The sequence below is a fragment of the Nocardioides pollutisoli genome (genome assembly GCF_040045055.1).
Lineage (GTDB): Bacteria > Actinomycetota > Actinomycetes > Propionibacteriales > Nocardioidaceae > Nocardioides > Nocardioides tweenelious.
In genome coordinates, this window is sequence record NZ_JBDZDU010000002.1 from 734,073 (window position 1) to 747,500 (window position 13,428).

Consider the following 13,428-nt stretch of genomic DNA (forward strand, 5'->3'; position numbering starts at 1 on the left):
GCGAGGGGGGTGAAACCCCGACCGTCCGAGTACGCCGACGAAGGAGTGCGCGGACGGCTTGTTCGGCTACTCACTCGCATCGGCGCGGCGAAGAGTGTGGTGGATCTGGTGCACCTGGTGAATCCGATCAACCACACTTCACTGCGATGTCGGCGTCGCCTGAGCCGATGCCTCGCTCTCGTCTTGACCGGGGCACCTGGCTCCTGCTCGACGTGCTTCGCCGACGTGGCGTGATCTAGCGAGGATGGGGTCCTGGGACACCACCGCTAGTCGGTAATGTCCTTCGTCATGAAGTTGGCCCAGGCAGCGCCGAGGAACACCACGACGTACACCCCTTGCAGCAGCACGCCGCGCACCACGTCCCGCCAGAGGATCGGGTCGCGGAAGAGGTCGACGAAGGCGAGCCAGTAGCGGGTCGGCAGATAGGGCTGGAGCGCGTTCGCCGCGTCGAGGGTGAGCAGGAGCGTCGAGGCGACCAGGATCGCGAGCGTGCCGAGCGCCGCCGCCAGGGGCGAGCGGACCACGGTCGAGAAGAAGAGCGCGATGGCCGCGACACCGAGCATGCAGAGCATCGCGTAGCCGAGCGCCAGGAAGGTCCGGGCGATCAGCTCCTGCTGGGAGAGCCCGCTGCCCGACACGCTGGTCGCGGTGGAGCTCGTGACGCTGTCGCTGCCGAGGAAGAGCGCGCCCACGAGGTACGCCGTCGCCGCCACCACCAGCACGGTGATGACGACGAAGGCCATCACGCTCACCAGCTTGGCGACCAGCAGACGGGTGCGCCCGACCGGCCGGATCAGGAGGTAGCGCAGCGTGCCCTGCTGGGCCTCGCCCGCGATCGCCTCGCCGGCCGTGACCGCGACGGCGATCGGGAGGAACAGCGGGAGCACGATGCCGAGCGCGGCGAGCGGGAAGAGGGTGCCGTCGGTCAGGACCGCGGAGAGGAACGCCGGGCCGGTGCCGGGGCGCGGGCCCAGGTCGGTGACGGCGAGCAGGATGCCGACCAGGGTGGGCAGGGCGTCGATGATGAGGATCGTGGCCCAGGTCCGCTTGCTCGAGACCAGCTTGCGCAGCTCGACGGCGATCATCGGCGGTCCCCGCTCTGCTCGGCGGCCTCGAGGACGATCTCCTCGAGCGTGCGCTGCTCGGGCCCGAGCTCGGCGACCCGGACTCCCCCGCCGACCAGCAGGGCGTTGAGCGCGAGCGGGTCGTCGGCGCGGATCCACAGCCGGTCGCCGTCGCGCCGTTCGACCCGTCCGTCGAGGAGTGCGTGTGCAGCGTCCCCGTCGGGAGTGCGTACGACGGTGCGCCCGGTCGGCCGGACCAGGTCGGTGAGCTGGTCCTGCAGCGCCAGCCGGCCGCGGTCGAGCACGCCGACGCGCGTGCAGAGCTGCTCGATCTCGGCGAGCAGGTGGCTGGAGAGGAAAACCGTCGTCCCGGCCCGGTTGAGGTCGAGCAGCAGCTGCCGGATCTCGCGGATGCCTTGCGGGTCGAGGCCGTTGGTGGGCTCGTCGAGCACCAGCAGCCTCGGCTTGCGGAGCAGCGCCGCGGCCAGGCCCAGCCGCTGCCGCATGCCGAGCGAGTAGGACCGGACCGGGCGCCTGTCGACGCCCCCCAGGCCGACCTGCGCCAGGGCGTCGTCGATCCGGCCGGCCCGCGTCCGGCGTACGCCGCCCGGGCCGCTGGCGTCGTGGAGCGCGAGGTTGGTGCGACCGGAGAGGTGGGGGTAGGCAGCCGGCCCCTCGACGAGCGCACCGATCTGCGGGAGGACCTCGCGGCCCGACGCGGGCATCGGCCGGCCGAGCAGCTCGATCGACCCCTCGGTCGCGAGCACCAGACCGAGCAGCATCCGCACGGTCGTGGTCTTGCCCGACCCGTTCGCCCCGAGGAACCCGTAGACATCACCCTCGCGCACGTCGAGGTCGACCCCGTCGACGGCGGTCACGTGGCCGAAGTGCTTGGTCAGTCCCTCGGTGCGGATCACCGGACGCCCCCACGGGCGAAGAAGCTCGTGTGGGCGTCGATGTCGGCGGCCGCATCGACGAGGGTGTCGGCGGTGACCGTCCCGGCGACGACCCAGCCGAAGTCGCCCTCCTCGCCGGTCACCAGCACCCCGAGCGGCCCGCTCGCCTCCATGACGCCGGCGTCGACCTCCTGGACGTCCGGGCTCTGCCGGAGCTGGTCGCGCAGCGCGTCGGCCTCGCGGTCGCGCAGCGGGATCGCGATCAGCTGGGTGATGCCGACGCCGTAGACGCCGACGGCGCCGTCGGACGCCCCGGTGCGCGCGAGGCCGCCGACCTCCTTGGGGGGACGCAGCGGCGCGTACTGGTTGGCCGCGTCGGCGATGTCGAGGACGTCCTCGTGATGGATCTCGGTGCCCGGCCCGGCGTCGAAGTCGGTGTCGTCGGAGCCGGGCGTGGCCGCGCTGAAGGTGCGGAGCTCGCTGACGAACGCCGGCGAGGACGCGCCCTCGCCGTACACCTCGACGCGCAGCGGGACCCCGCTGTCGGGGTCGGCCCACAGGTCGACGTGGTCGACGCTCGACTGCGGCGCGGACGGCTCGACCCGCAGCCCGGGCGCGGAGATGCCGGCGACCCGGCGGCTGCCGATACGGCGTACGGCGTCCGCGTCGACGTCACGCAGCAGTCGCTCGGCGAGCACCGGAGGCAGCAGGTCGGCGGTGCGCGGCAGGCGGATGCCGGGGTCACGGCTGAGCGTGGCCCTCGCATCCTCGTAGCTCCACTCGAGGGTCAGCCCGTGGTGGTGGACCAGGTCGGTCTCGCCGCTGACGAGCAGCCGGTCGACCCGCCAGTCGTCGCTGCCGCGCCACCAGGCGCGCAGCCGGGTGGCATCGCTGAAGAGCGCACCGACGTCCTCGAAGTCGTCGGTCACCGGCAGGTCCAGGGACCCCTCGGTCTCGACGAACCCCGACCACGGGTGGTCCGAGGACGCCGTCACCCGGTCGAGCAGCACCGTTGCGGTCACGTCCGAGCCCCCCGCCGGGATGGTCCGGAGCACGATCGGCACCCCGACGACCAGCCCCACCGCGAGTGCGACGACGCACCAGCGACGGAAACGGGTCATGCGACAAGACCGTACGTCGCCGTCCTAAGACGGCCGTGAGGCTAGGGCCGCCGGATCCGCACGGTGTTGTTCTGGATGTCGACCTTCATCGGGTCGTCGCCGTCGGGTGCGGGGGTGACCACGCCCTGGTGACGCTTGGACTCGAGCTCCAGCTCGGCGTCCTCGCGGGTCGGCTGGAAGACGTTGAACCCGCCGAGCGCGTTCGACGACGAGGTGGGCCCGCCCTGGCCGAGCATGCGGTTGCCCAGCCAGATCGCCGCGATGAGCGCGACCGGGACCAGCACGACGAGGGCGATCACGTGGGTCACACGCCGAGCCTACGCACCCGTCCTGAGTCGTCAGAGACGCGCGAGCACCGCCGCGGCCTTCTGGGCGTCGTCGTCGGAGACGTCGAGGTGCGTGACGAGGCGTACGGCGGTGGGGCCGACCAGCGACACCACGACCCCCTGCTCCCGGGCGGCCGTGACGAAGTCGGCCGCGTCGGAGCGCTGGACGACCACGATGTTGGTGTCGACGGTCGCCGGGTCGACGCCGCACGCCTCGGCCAGGAGGCGGGCGTGCGCGTGGTCGTCGGCGAGCCGCTCGACGTGGTGGTCCAGGGCGTGCAGCCCGGCCGCGGCGAGGATGCCGGTCTGCCGCATGCCCCCGCCCATCCGCTTGCGCCAGATGCGCGCCTCGGCGATCGCGTCGGCGGAGCCGACCATGAGAGAGCCGATCGGGGCACCGAGGCCCTTGGACAGGCAGACCGACATCACGTCCGCGACCGCGCCGTACTCCGCGAACGAGGTGCCGGTCGCGACGTGCGCGTTCCAGATCCGGGCACCGTCCATGTGGATGCGGGCGCCGACGCCGGTGGCGTACTCGCGCAGGTCGCGCAGGTCCGCGAGCGGCAGCACCGCTCCCCCGGCGAAGTTGTGGGTGTTCTCGACCGAGATCGCGACGGTCGGCACGAAGAACGGCCCCATGTCGGGGGCGAAGATCGACCGGATCGCGGGCAGGTCGACCTGACCGCGCGGGTGGATCCAGGTCCGCGTCGTGAGCCCCGTGTAGGCACCGTGGGCGCCCAGCTCCGCCCGCACGATGTGGGCGCTCGCCTCGCACAGGACCTCCTGGCCCGGACCGGCCAGGGAGCGTACGGCGAGCACGTTGCCCATCGAGCCGGTCGGGACGAAGAGCGCGGCCTCGTGGCCGAACATCCCCGCCACCCGCTCCTCGAGGCGGATCACGGTCGGGTCCTCGCCGTACACGTCGTCCCCGACCTCGGCGCCCGCAATCGCGGCGCGCATCTCGTCGGTCGGCTTGGTCAGGGTGTCGCTGCGCAGGTCGATCACGCAGTCATCCTGCCGCACCCGTCCGGTCAGCCCGTCGTGACCTTGACGGCAGGCGACCAGCCCGACGTGGCGGCGCCCTCCATGGTTCGCGCACGGACCGACCAGGTCCCCTTCTTCCTGAACGGCGCACTGGCGGCCGTCGTACCGTTCCTCAGCGCCTTCCACGCGCCCGTGCCCTTGCGGACCTGGACGTCGTAGGAGCGACCGCTGACGACACCGGTCGCCCAGCGCAGCGTCCAGCCGCTCGCCGACGAACCACTGCGCCCGACCGGGACGTTGACGACGCCGGTCATCGACGGGTGGATCGTGCACCGGTAGGGGTAGGCGCCCGACGAGGCGAACGTGTGGGCGTAGCTGTCACCGTCGCCCTTCGGGCCGCTGCTCCAGAAGCCCTGCGTGGACGTGGAGTTGTGGGTCATCGGGTCACCGAACTGCCAGGTGACCGTGCTGCCGAGCGGCGTGCTCAGCGTCGCGGGCGTGAACCGCATGTTCACGACCGAGACCGTCGGGCCGATGGCCGTGGAGGTGGCGACCGGCGTGACGGCCAGCCCGGTCGCCAGCACGGTGGCGCCCATGATGGACAGAGCGATGCGCGAGATCATGCGCCGGACGCTAGACCCGCTTGATGAGAGCCGAGACGACGTCGGCCAGCCGCGGGCCGGCGTCCTCCTGCAGGAAGTGGCCGGCGCCCGTGATCGTCACGTGCTCCTGGCCGCGCGCGCCGGGCACCCGCTCCTGGAAGATCGCCTCCCAGCCGCGCGTCGCCGGGTCGCCGTCGGAGTACGCCGTGACGAACGGCCGGTCGTACTCCTCGAGCGCCCGCATCGTGCGACGACCGATCCGCGCGCCGACGTCGTTGCGGGTCAGCGGCAGCAGCGCGATCATCTGCCGCAGGCCGGCGCTGTGGCGCTCGTCGGGGAAGGGCGCGTCGTACGCCGCGAGCACGTCGGCTGGCGGCGGGGTCGTGGTGGCCGCGCCGACGAAGACGCTGGCCCGGAGCTCGGGCGCGCGCTGCGTGTAGAGCAGGTAGTCGAGCAGTCCCTCCTCGATCACGACCCGTGACTCCCCCTCGCCGTGCACCGCCCACGTGAGCCGGTCGGCGAGGGCCGGGTCGGCCGTGTGCAGGATCGTGTTGGCGGCGACCACGCTCGCGAACCGGTCGGGCTCGGCCGCGAGGACGCTGAAGCCGATCGGGCCGCCCCAGTCCTGGGCCACGAGCGTGATGTCACGCAGGTCGAGACCGACGACCAGGCTGCGCATCCACTCGACGTGGCGCGCGAACGTGTAGTCGGTGGGGTTCACCGGCTTGTCCGATCGGCCGAAGCCGATGTTGTCGGGCGCGATCACCCGGATGCCCTGGTCGACGAGGACCGGGATCACCGTGCGGTAGAGGTAGGACCAGGTGGGCTGACCGTGCAGGAGCAGCGCGACCGGACCGTCCGCGGGGCCTTCGTCGACGTAGTGCATCCGCAGCGGGTCGACACCCTCTGCCGTGACCTCGGCGTAGTGCGGCTCGAACGGGTAGCCCGGCAGATCCGCGAAGCGCTCGTCCGGCGTTCGCACGACCTCGGTCATGCGTTGCGGAGCATCTCCGCGACGAGGAACGCCAGCTCGAGCGACTGCACCCGGTTGAGGCGCGGGTCGACGACGGACTCGTAGCGGTGCGCGAGCCCCGCCTCGTCGATCTCCTCGCCGCCGCCGATGCACTCGGTGACGTCGTCGCCGGTCATCTCGACCAGGACGCCGCCGGGCCAGGTGCCGAGCGCGCGGTGCACGTCGAAGAAGCCCTGGACCTCCTCGATGACGTCGTCGAAGCGGCGGGTCTTGTAGCCGGTGCTCGACTCGAAGGTGTTGCCGTGCATCGGGTCGCAGACCCACGCGACCTGGACGCCGGCGGCGGTGACCTTCTCGACCAGCTCCGGCAGGCCGTCGCGGATCTTGCCGGCGCCGAAGCGGGTGATGAACGTCAGGCGGCCGGCCTCGTTGTCGGGGTTCAGGCGGGCAGCCAGCGCGATCGCGTCGTCGGCGGTCGCCGACGGCCCGAGCTTGCAGCCGATGGGGTTCTGGATGTGGCGGAAGTACTCCACATGGGCACCGTCGAGCTGGCGGGTGCGTTCACCGATCCAGACGAAGTGGCCGGAGACGTTGTAGGGCTTCTCGGTGCGCGAGTCGATCCGCGTCATCGCGTGCTCGTACTCGAGCAGCAGCGCCTCGTGGCTCGAGTGGAAGTCGACCCGCTTGAGCTCCTCGGCGTCGACGCCGATCGCGGACATGAACCCCAGCGCCTTGTCGATCTCGGCGGCCATCGCCTCGTAGCGAAGGCCGGCCGACGACGACTTCACGAAGTCGGTGTTCCAGGTGTGCACCTGGCGCAGGTCGGCGTAACCACCGGTGACGAACGCGCGGACCAGGTTGAGGGTCGCGGCCGACGCGTTGTAGGCGTCCAGCAGCCGGCGCGGGTCGGGGATGCGGGCCTCGGGGGTGAAGTCGAACCCGTTGACCACGTCGCCGCGGTAGGCCGGCAGGGTCACCCCGCCGCGGGTCTCCAGGTCGGAGGAGCGCGGCTTGGCGTACTGACCGGCCAGGCGCCCCAGCTTCACGACCGGCACGGAGCCGGCGTACGTCAGGATCACGGCCATCTGGAGCAGCACCCGGAGCTTCTTGCTCACGTTGTCGGCGGTGACCTCGTCGAAGGTCTCCGCGCAGTCGCCGCCCTGCAGCAGGAACGACTCGCCCCGCGAGACGGCCGCCATCTTGGCCTTGAGGTCGTCGCACTCACCCGCGAACACGAGGGGCGGCATCCGGCGCAGGCGCGCGACGTTGGCCGCCACGGCCTCCTGGTCGGGGTAGGTCGGCTGCTGGGCCGCTCCGATGGCGTGCAGTGCTGCGAGATCGGGGATGGTGCTCACGCGTCAAGGGTACGGCGGGTCGCCGTACCCCTCCGATTCGGCGGGGTACGGCGAGACGGCCTCAGCCCGTCGTGTTGATCACGTGCGACCAGGTCGCGGTCGCGTTGCGGTACTTGTTGCAGATGTTGTCGTCGGCGGACGTGCACACGTCCCGCGGGATGTGGACGGTGACCTTGAACGACGGCTTAGCTCCCCGGGGGACCTTGACGATGCGTTGCGTCGAGAACCGCGCGACGTTGCGGGCGTCGTGCGCCATGAAGACGGTCCGGTTGGCGCCCTCGTGCCGGTCGATGTCGTACGACGCAGCCTTGTCGCAGAACTCGACGCTCCCCCAGCTGACCGAGGCCGACACCGGGCCGACGGCGTGCCCCATGGCGAGGCTCAGGCTCGTGCAGTCGGGGCTGTTCGCCGAGATCGACTTGGTGTCCGAGTAGTCGACCATGCGCACGGCGCGTCCCCGCGCGTTGGCGGCGTTCTCCACGAAGACCTGCGCCCAGCCGTTGTGCGACGCACCCCCGCGGGACCCGTTGTCGACGTCGACGTCGAGCACGTAGTAGTCGTAGTCGCGGATGCGCTCGACGAGCTTGTAGGTGTGCAGCTTGACGTGGAGGGTGCCGTTGGAGACGCGATAGCCCTTGAAGTAGCAGTGGGCGCCCACGCACGGCGTGATCTTCTCGGAGTAGTTGTTGTAGGCGAAGTCGTAGGTGCCGGAGACCGGCTGCTCGCCCACCATCCGCAGGTCACCCTTGACGTCGGCCGCGGCCGGCTCCATCGACACGGCGGTCAGCCCGGCCGCCACGACTGCCAAGACGGCAGCACCAGATATCCATCGCTTCACGTGCTCTGTCCTTCCCCGAGCCGACGCCCAGGCACGTCGGGCACGAGGGTCCTACCCCGTCCTCCCGGCTACGACACCGAGGAGCGGCGATCACTCCCCGAGGTGCTCGATGTCGCGGAAGCCGGTCTTCTTGGCGCGGACGCCGCGGTTGGTCAGCCAGGTGAACGCCCAGAGCACGATGCCGAGGAGCAGCAGCCCGCCGGCGACCTGGTACTGGATCCAGTCCTCCCGGTCGCGCGCCCACGGCCCCGCCAGGAAGAGGCACGCGGCAGCACCGGCGAACGGCACCCACCCGGGCGCCTTGAACCCGCCCTCGGCGCTCGGGTCGCGGCGCAGCATCACGCACGCGACGTTGACGACGGAGAAGACGCAGAGCAGGAGCAGTGCCGTGGTGCCGGACAGGGCGCTGATGAGCGAGGTGTCCGCGAGGAACGTGACCGCGATGATCAGCCCGAGCGCGAGGACCGTGGAGAACGCGATCCCGGCGTACGGCGTACGACGACCGGGCAGCACCTTGCCGAGCGACCGCGGCAGCACGTCCTGCTGGGCCAGGCCGTAGAGCAGCCGGCTGGCCATCAGCATGTTGAGCAGGGCGGTGTTGGCGACCGCGATCACCGTCAGGAACGGGAAGATCTTGTCGATCGGCAGGCCGGGCGCGCCGGTCGAGACGACGGCGAGCAGCACCTTGCCCTCGTCGGCGACCACCGACTCGATCTGGCCCTCGGGGATCACCGCGATCACCGAGATCGCGACCAGCACGTAGAAGACGACCGCGATCCCGAGGCCCGTCAGCATCACCCGCGGGAAGATCTTCTCGGGCTCCTGGGTCTCCTCGACCATGTTGACGGAGTCCTCGAAGCCGACCATCGCGAAGAACGCGATCGCGGTCGCGACCGTCACGGCGAGGAAGATGCCGCGGTCGGAGCCGGAGTTGAAGACCACGATCCGGCCCATGTCGGCGTCGCCCTTGGCCATCACCCAGAAGCCGATCAGGATCACGATCACCAGCGCGGCCATCTCGATCAGCGTCAGCACGACGTTGAACTTCACGCTCTCGCCGACCCCGCGCAGGTTGATCAGCGCGAGCAGGACCATGAAGCCCATCGCGACGACCGTGATCGCGGTGTTGCCCTGCGGCACGTGCCAGCCGAGGCCGTCGAAGCCGGCCAGCAGGTTGGTCGCCAGCAGGTTGGACGACGTCGACGCGCTGGTGATGCCGGAGCAGATCACCGCGAAGGCCACCAGGAAGGTGACGAAGTGGATGCCGAACGCCTTGTGCGTGTAGAGCGCGGCGCCGGCGGCCTGCGGGTACTTCGTGACGAGCTCGAGGTAGGAGAACGCCGTCAGCGTCGCCACCGCGAAGGCCACCAGGAAGGGCACCCAGACGATGCCGCCGACCTCGAGCGCCATCTCGCCCGTCACGGCGTAGATGCCGGCACCCAGGATGTCGCCGACGATGAACAGCAGCAGCAGCCTGGGGCCTAGGACGCGCTTGAGGTCGGGAGTCGGGCCGTTGACGTCGGGCTCAGCAGTCTCGGTCGTCATGGGGTCACCCTGCCCTGCCCCCTCCGCCTTTAACCAGCCCCTGGCCCGCTGGCCCGCCCGGGACGTCATACGGACGGAGCAAGGGGACACACCATCCGTATGACGTCCCGCAAAACCGTCAGCGAGGAAGGGTCAGCCGAAGAAGACCTGCGCCTCGGCGTACTCCTTGTCGCTGACCAGCTTGAGCTGGCCGGTGCCCTCGATGAGCGGGACGCGCACGATGTCGGTGCCGCGGAGCGCCATCATCGTCCCGAAGTCACCCTCGGCGACGGCGTCGATCGCCTGCAGGCCGAAGCGCGTGGCGAGCCAGCGGTCGAACGCCGTGGGCGTGCCGCCGCGCTGGATGTGGCCGAGCACGACGGCGCGGGCCTCCTTGCCGGTGCGCTTCTCGATCTCCTGCGCGAGCCGGTCGCCGATGCCGCCGAGGCGGACGTGGCCGAAGTCGTCGACGTCGCCGGAGACCAGGGTCATGTCGCCGCCGTCCTTGGGCAGCGCGCCCTCGGAGACCACCAGGATCGGCGCGTAGCGCGACTCGAAGCGGCTCTCGATGAGGGAGCACACCTCGTTGATGTCGAAGGGCTTCTCGGGGATCAGCACGATGTTGGCGCCGCCGGCGATGCCGCTGTGGAGGGCGATCCAGCCGGCGTGACGGCCCATCACCTCGACGACGAGGACCCGGTGGTGGGACTCGGCCGTGGTGTGCAGCCGGTCGATGGCCTCGGTCGCGATGTTGACCGCGGTGTCGAAGCCGAAGGTGAAGTCGGTGCCGGAGAGGTCGTTGTCGATCGTCTTGGGTACGCCGACGACGTTCACGCCGAGGTCGGCGAGCTTGGTGGCGACGCCGAGGGTGTCCTCGCCACCGATCGCGACGAGGGCGTCGACGCCGTCGCTCGCGAGGTTCTCCTTGATCCGTTCCACGCCGTTGTCGAGCTTGAACGGGTTGGTGCGCGACGAGCCGAGGATCGTGCCGCCGCGCGGCAGGATGCCGCGGCACTGGTCGATGCCGAGCTCCATCGTCACGCCCTCGAGCGGGCCCCGCCAGCCGTCGCGGTAGCCGACGAACTCGAAGCCGTGCTGCCTGACCCCCTTGCGGACCACCGCTCGGATGACGGCGTTCAGTCCGGGGCAGTCCCCGCCTCCGGTGAGCACTCCGATGCGCATGCCGCCAGTCTGGGGGGTCGGCGTCACCGGCTGCTAGTGCTGGGGCTGGCCGATCTGCTCCTGGAGCTCGCGGAACCACGCCACGGTCGGGTCGAACGCCTTGCCGCCCTTGATCCGCGAGAACTCGACGACCCGCAGCAGGTCGTCGGCCTCGTCGTCCTGGCCGACGACGCCGCTCTCGCCGCGCAGCGCCGCCTCGGCCGCGAGGTCGGCGCAAGCGCGGATCAGGGCGAGGTCCTCGTCGTTGGCAGCGGCGGAGCGGGCGAAGTAGCCGCTCTTCTGCACCAGCGTCTTCTCGGCCCCGAGCATCCCGGCGAACTGCTTGGCGAACCACGCACCCGGGTTGATCGAGTCGAGCTTGACGTGGCCGAACGCGTCCCGCTTCGGCTCCTCGCCGCGAGCGAGCATCTCCTCGACGATCGTCGAGACGCCGGCACCCTCGGAGAGGAAGACGTTGACGCAGCCCGTCTCGTCCATGACCGCCTTCAGCCGCTCGGCCTCGGCGGCGATGTCGAAGCCCAGCTCGGGCACGTAGACGCCGTGGAGCTCCCACGACTGCCGGGTGTTGTCGCCGAACCCGGCGAACTCCTGGGCGTCGAGCCACTCCCGGTACTTCACCGCGGTGGCAGCCGTCAGCCATCCGCAGTTGCGGCCCATGACCTCGTGGACGATCAGCATCCGCGGGTTGGAGGAGTGCTCGGCGACGACGTTGCGCGCGAAGATCGCGCCCTGCTCGGCGGCCGTCCAGGCACCCAGCGACTGCTTGATGGGCACGACGTCGTTGTCGATCGTCTTGGGCAGGCCGACGACCGTGAGCTCGTAGCCGTTCTCGTGGAGGTACGCCGCGAGGTCGGCCGCTGTCGTGTTCGTGTCGTCCCCGCCGATGGTGTGGAGCACGTCGACGCCGTCGCGGGTCAGCTGCTCGGCCGCGACGTGGAGGGGGTTCTGCCCCTCGGCGACCAGGCCGCGCTTGACGCAGTCCTTGACGTTGGTGAGCTTCACGCGGCTGTTGCCGATCGGGCTGCCACCGAACCCATGCAGCAGGTGGGCCCGCTCGCGCACCTCCGGCGTCACCGTGAGGTGCTTGCCGCCGAGCAGGCCGGCGTACCCGTCCAGGTAGGTGATGATCTCGATCCCGGGCTCGAGCTCGGTGTAGCGCTCGATCAGGGCGCCCACGGCCGAGGACAGGCAGGGGGCGAGGCCACCGGCGGTGAGGAGGGCGACGCGACGGACGGTCATGATCGGCACTTTCGGAACGAGGTTGAGTCTCTTGGAGACTAAAGTACCGCGGCCGACGCCTTGTTGGTGACTCGTTGGGCAGCCAGGGGCAGCACGCGCCCGAGCTGGGCCGCGAGCAGCGCGCCGACCAGGCTGAGGGCGACGAGCGCGAGCCAGGTCGGCGACGAGCCGCGGTCGAGCAGCCAGGCGAAGGTGACCGGCGCGATCGCGCCCGAGATCGTCCACGACAGCTGCATCAGCGACAGGTAGCGACCACGCAGGTGCTCCGGCGCCGCCTCCGCGCCGAGCGCCCCGAGCACGGGACCGCCGAGCAGCTCTCCGCCGGTGTAGACGACCGCCCCGATCAGCACCACGACGGTGGCGAGCACGACGGACAGGCCGCTGGCGCCGAGCATCACCACGAAGGACGCGGCGAAGACCAGGTTGGTCAGCACCAGCACCCGCCAACGACGGTGGCCGGTCAGCGCGCGCACCACGAAGCCCTGCCCGAAGCCGACCATCACCGTGTTGATCGTGAAGACCGCACCGGTCACCCAGCCCGGCAGCCCGAGCACCGTGACGGCGTAGATCGGGAGCGCGAAGTTGAGCACCATCATCGCCGTCGAGTAGGTGAACTGCGTCGCCCACAGGAGCCGGTAGGGCCGGTCGCGCAGGACCGTCGCCCACGCACCCTCCGGCGAGCGGTGCCCGGTCGCCCGGGTCGGCGGCACCGCCAGCAGGAGCAGGAACGCGACGGCGTACGAGAGCGCGTTGACCAGCACCACCGAGAGGTACGCCGCGTGCGTGCCGATCGTGATCGCGAGACCGGAGAGCAGGCCACCGACCGCGAAGCCGACGTTGCGCAGCGCGCCGAGGAAGCCGAACCACTTCTCCCGCTCCCCCGGCTGCGAGATCGCGGCGACGATGTTGCCGTAGGAGCCCCAGAACGCCGTGCGGCCGACCGCGACGACGACCGTCCACAGCACCAGCCCGGCGAACGAGTCGGTGAAGACGTAGGCGACGAAGCCGAGGAACTGCATCAGGTTGCCGACGAGCAGGATCCGCTTGGCGCCGTACGCGTCGACGAGCCCGCCGAGCAGCGGGCCGGCCGGGATGGCGACGGCCGACGCGACCGAGATCGCCGCGCCGATCTGCACCAGGCTCAGGTCGGTCGTGACGAGGAAGTAGAGCATCGAGACGGGCATGAAGACGCCGCTGCCGATGGCGTCGATCGCGATGGCGGTGACGAAGCGTCGGTGGTGGCCGAGGGACGGGAAGCCGAGCCTGTCGGTGATGCGGTCGAGCACCCGGACATCCTCGGACTTCAACCCCGCTTGAAGGCAAA

13 protein-coding genes are annotated in these 13,428 nt (G+C 70.7%); all 13 read right to left on the minus strand.

The window, feature by feature from the left end; translation table 11 throughout:
* Nucleotides 1-266: 266 nt before the first annotated feature.
* Nucleotides 267-1,085, minus strand: a complete 819-nt coding sequence (locus ABLE68_RS21610) for an ABC transporter permease (protein WP_348874195.1) — start codon at nucleotides 1,083-1,085, stop codon at nucleotides 267-269.
* Nucleotides 1,082-1,981 carry an ABC transporter ATP-binding protein gene (locus ABLE68_RS21615; RefSeq protein WP_348874196.1) on the minus strand — a complete coding sequence of 300 codons (900 nt, stop codon included), beginning with the start codon at nucleotides 1,979-1,981 and terminating at the stop codon, nucleotides 1,082-1,084. Before ABLE68_RS21615 ends, ABLE68_RS21610 begins: the two co-directional genes overlap by 4 nt.
* Nucleotides 1,978-3,081, minus strand: coding sequence for a LolA-like protein (locus ABLE68_RS21620; RefSeq protein ID WP_348874197.1), 1,104 nt, complete (start codon nucleotides 3,079-3,081; stop codon nucleotides 1,978-1,980). Before ABLE68_RS21620 ends, ABLE68_RS21615 begins: the two co-directional genes overlap by 4 nt.
* 41 nt (nucleotides 3,082-3,122) lie before the next feature.
* Nucleotides 3,123-3,389 carry a hypothetical protein gene (locus ABLE68_RS21625; RefSeq protein WP_348874199.1) on the minus strand — a complete coding sequence of 89 codons (267 nt, stop codon included), beginning with the start codon at nucleotides 3,387-3,389 and terminating at the stop codon, nucleotides 3,123-3,125.
* Between the two features lie 30 nt (nucleotides 3,390-3,419).
* Nucleotides 3,420-4,412 (minus strand): threonine aldolase family protein, encoded by a 993-nt coding sequence (locus ABLE68_RS21630; RefSeq protein WP_348874201.1) that lies wholly within the window; start codon nucleotides 4,410-4,412, stop codon nucleotides 3,420-3,422.
* Nucleotides 4,413-4,438: 26 nt separating this feature from the next.
* Nucleotides 4,439-5,014, minus strand: coding sequence for a plastocyanin/azurin family copper-binding protein (locus ABLE68_RS21635; RefSeq protein ID WP_348874203.1), 576 nt, complete (start codon nucleotides 5,012-5,014; stop codon nucleotides 4,439-4,441).
* Nucleotides 5,015-5,024: 10 nt separating this feature from the next.
* Nucleotides 5,025-5,987, minus strand: coding sequence for a haloalkane dehalogenase (locus ABLE68_RS21640; protein WP_348874205.1), 963 nt, complete (start codon nucleotides 5,985-5,987; stop codon nucleotides 5,025-5,027).
* Entirely contained in the window at nucleotides 5,984-7,321 is a 1,338-nt protein-coding gene (locus ABLE68_RS21645) for a class II 3-deoxy-7-phosphoheptulonate synthase (protein WP_348874206.1), read from the minus strand. The genes ABLE68_RS21640 and ABLE68_RS21645 overlap by 4 nt, the downstream gene beginning before the upstream one ends.
* Nucleotides 7,322-7,382: 61 nt before the next feature.
* Nucleotides 7,383-8,129 carry a hypothetical protein gene (locus ABLE68_RS21650; protein ID WP_348874208.1) on the minus strand — a complete coding sequence of 249 codons (747 nt, stop codon included), beginning with the start codon at nucleotides 8,127-8,129 and terminating at the stop codon, nucleotides 7,383-7,385.
* Nucleotides 8,130-8,249: 120 nt separating this feature from the next.
* On the minus strand, nucleotides 8,250-9,704 hold the full coding sequence (locus ABLE68_RS21655; protein ID WP_348874209.1) for an APC family permease: 1,455 nt from the start codon (nucleotides 9,702-9,704) through the stop codon (nucleotides 8,250-8,252).
* Between the two features lie 132 nt (nucleotides 9,705-9,836).
* Nucleotides 9,837-10,865 carry a 6-phosphofructokinase gene (locus ABLE68_RS21660; protein ID WP_348874211.1) on the minus strand — a complete coding sequence of 343 codons (1,029 nt, stop codon included), beginning with the start codon at nucleotides 10,863-10,865 and terminating at the stop codon, nucleotides 9,837-9,839.
* 33 nt (nucleotides 10,866-10,898) lie between these two features.
* Nucleotides 10,899-12,104, minus strand: a complete 1,206-nt coding sequence (locus ABLE68_RS21665; protein ID WP_348874213.1) for a pyrophosphate--fructose-6-phosphate 1-phosphotransferase — start codon at nucleotides 12,102-12,104, stop codon at nucleotides 10,899-10,901.
* A 38-nt stretch (nucleotides 12,105-12,142) separates the two neighbouring features.
* Nucleotides 12,143-13,390: an MFS transporter gene (locus ABLE68_RS21670; protein WP_348874215.1), complete on the minus strand. Its 1,248-nt coding sequence runs from the start codon at nucleotides 13,388-13,390 to the stop codon at nucleotides 12,143-12,145.
* Nucleotides 13,391-13,428 lie beyond the last annotated feature (38 nt).

Coding starts and splice junctions, on each gene's coding strand:
- ABLE68_RS21620 (WP_348874197.1), bottom strand. CDS start 3,081: ATGACCCGTTTCCGTCGCTGGTGCGTCGTCGCACTCGCGGTGGGGCTG.
- ABLE68_RS21635 (WP_348874203.1), bottom strand. CDS start 5,014: ATGATCTCGCGCATCGCTCTGTCCATCATGGGCGCCACCGTGCTGGCG.
- ABLE68_RS21640 (WP_348874205.1), bottom strand. CDS start 5,987: ATGACCGAGGTCGTGCGAACGCCGGACGAGCGCTTCGCGGATCTGCCG.
- ABLE68_RS21655 (WP_348874209.1), bottom strand. CDS start 9,704: ATGACGACCGAGACTGCTGAGCCCGACGTCAACGGCCCGACTCCCGAC.
- ABLE68_RS21610 (WP_348874195.1), bottom strand. CDS start 1,085: ATGATCGCCGTCGAGCTGCGCAAGCTGGTCTCGAGCAAGCGGACCTGG.
- ABLE68_RS21665 (WP_348874213.1), bottom strand. CDS start 12,104: ATGACCGTCCGTCGCGTCGCCCTCCTCACCGCCGGTGGCCTCGCCCCC.
- ABLE68_RS21660 (WP_348874211.1), bottom strand. CDS start 10,865: ATGCGCATCGGAGTGCTCACCGGAGGCGGGGACTGCCCCGGACTGAAC.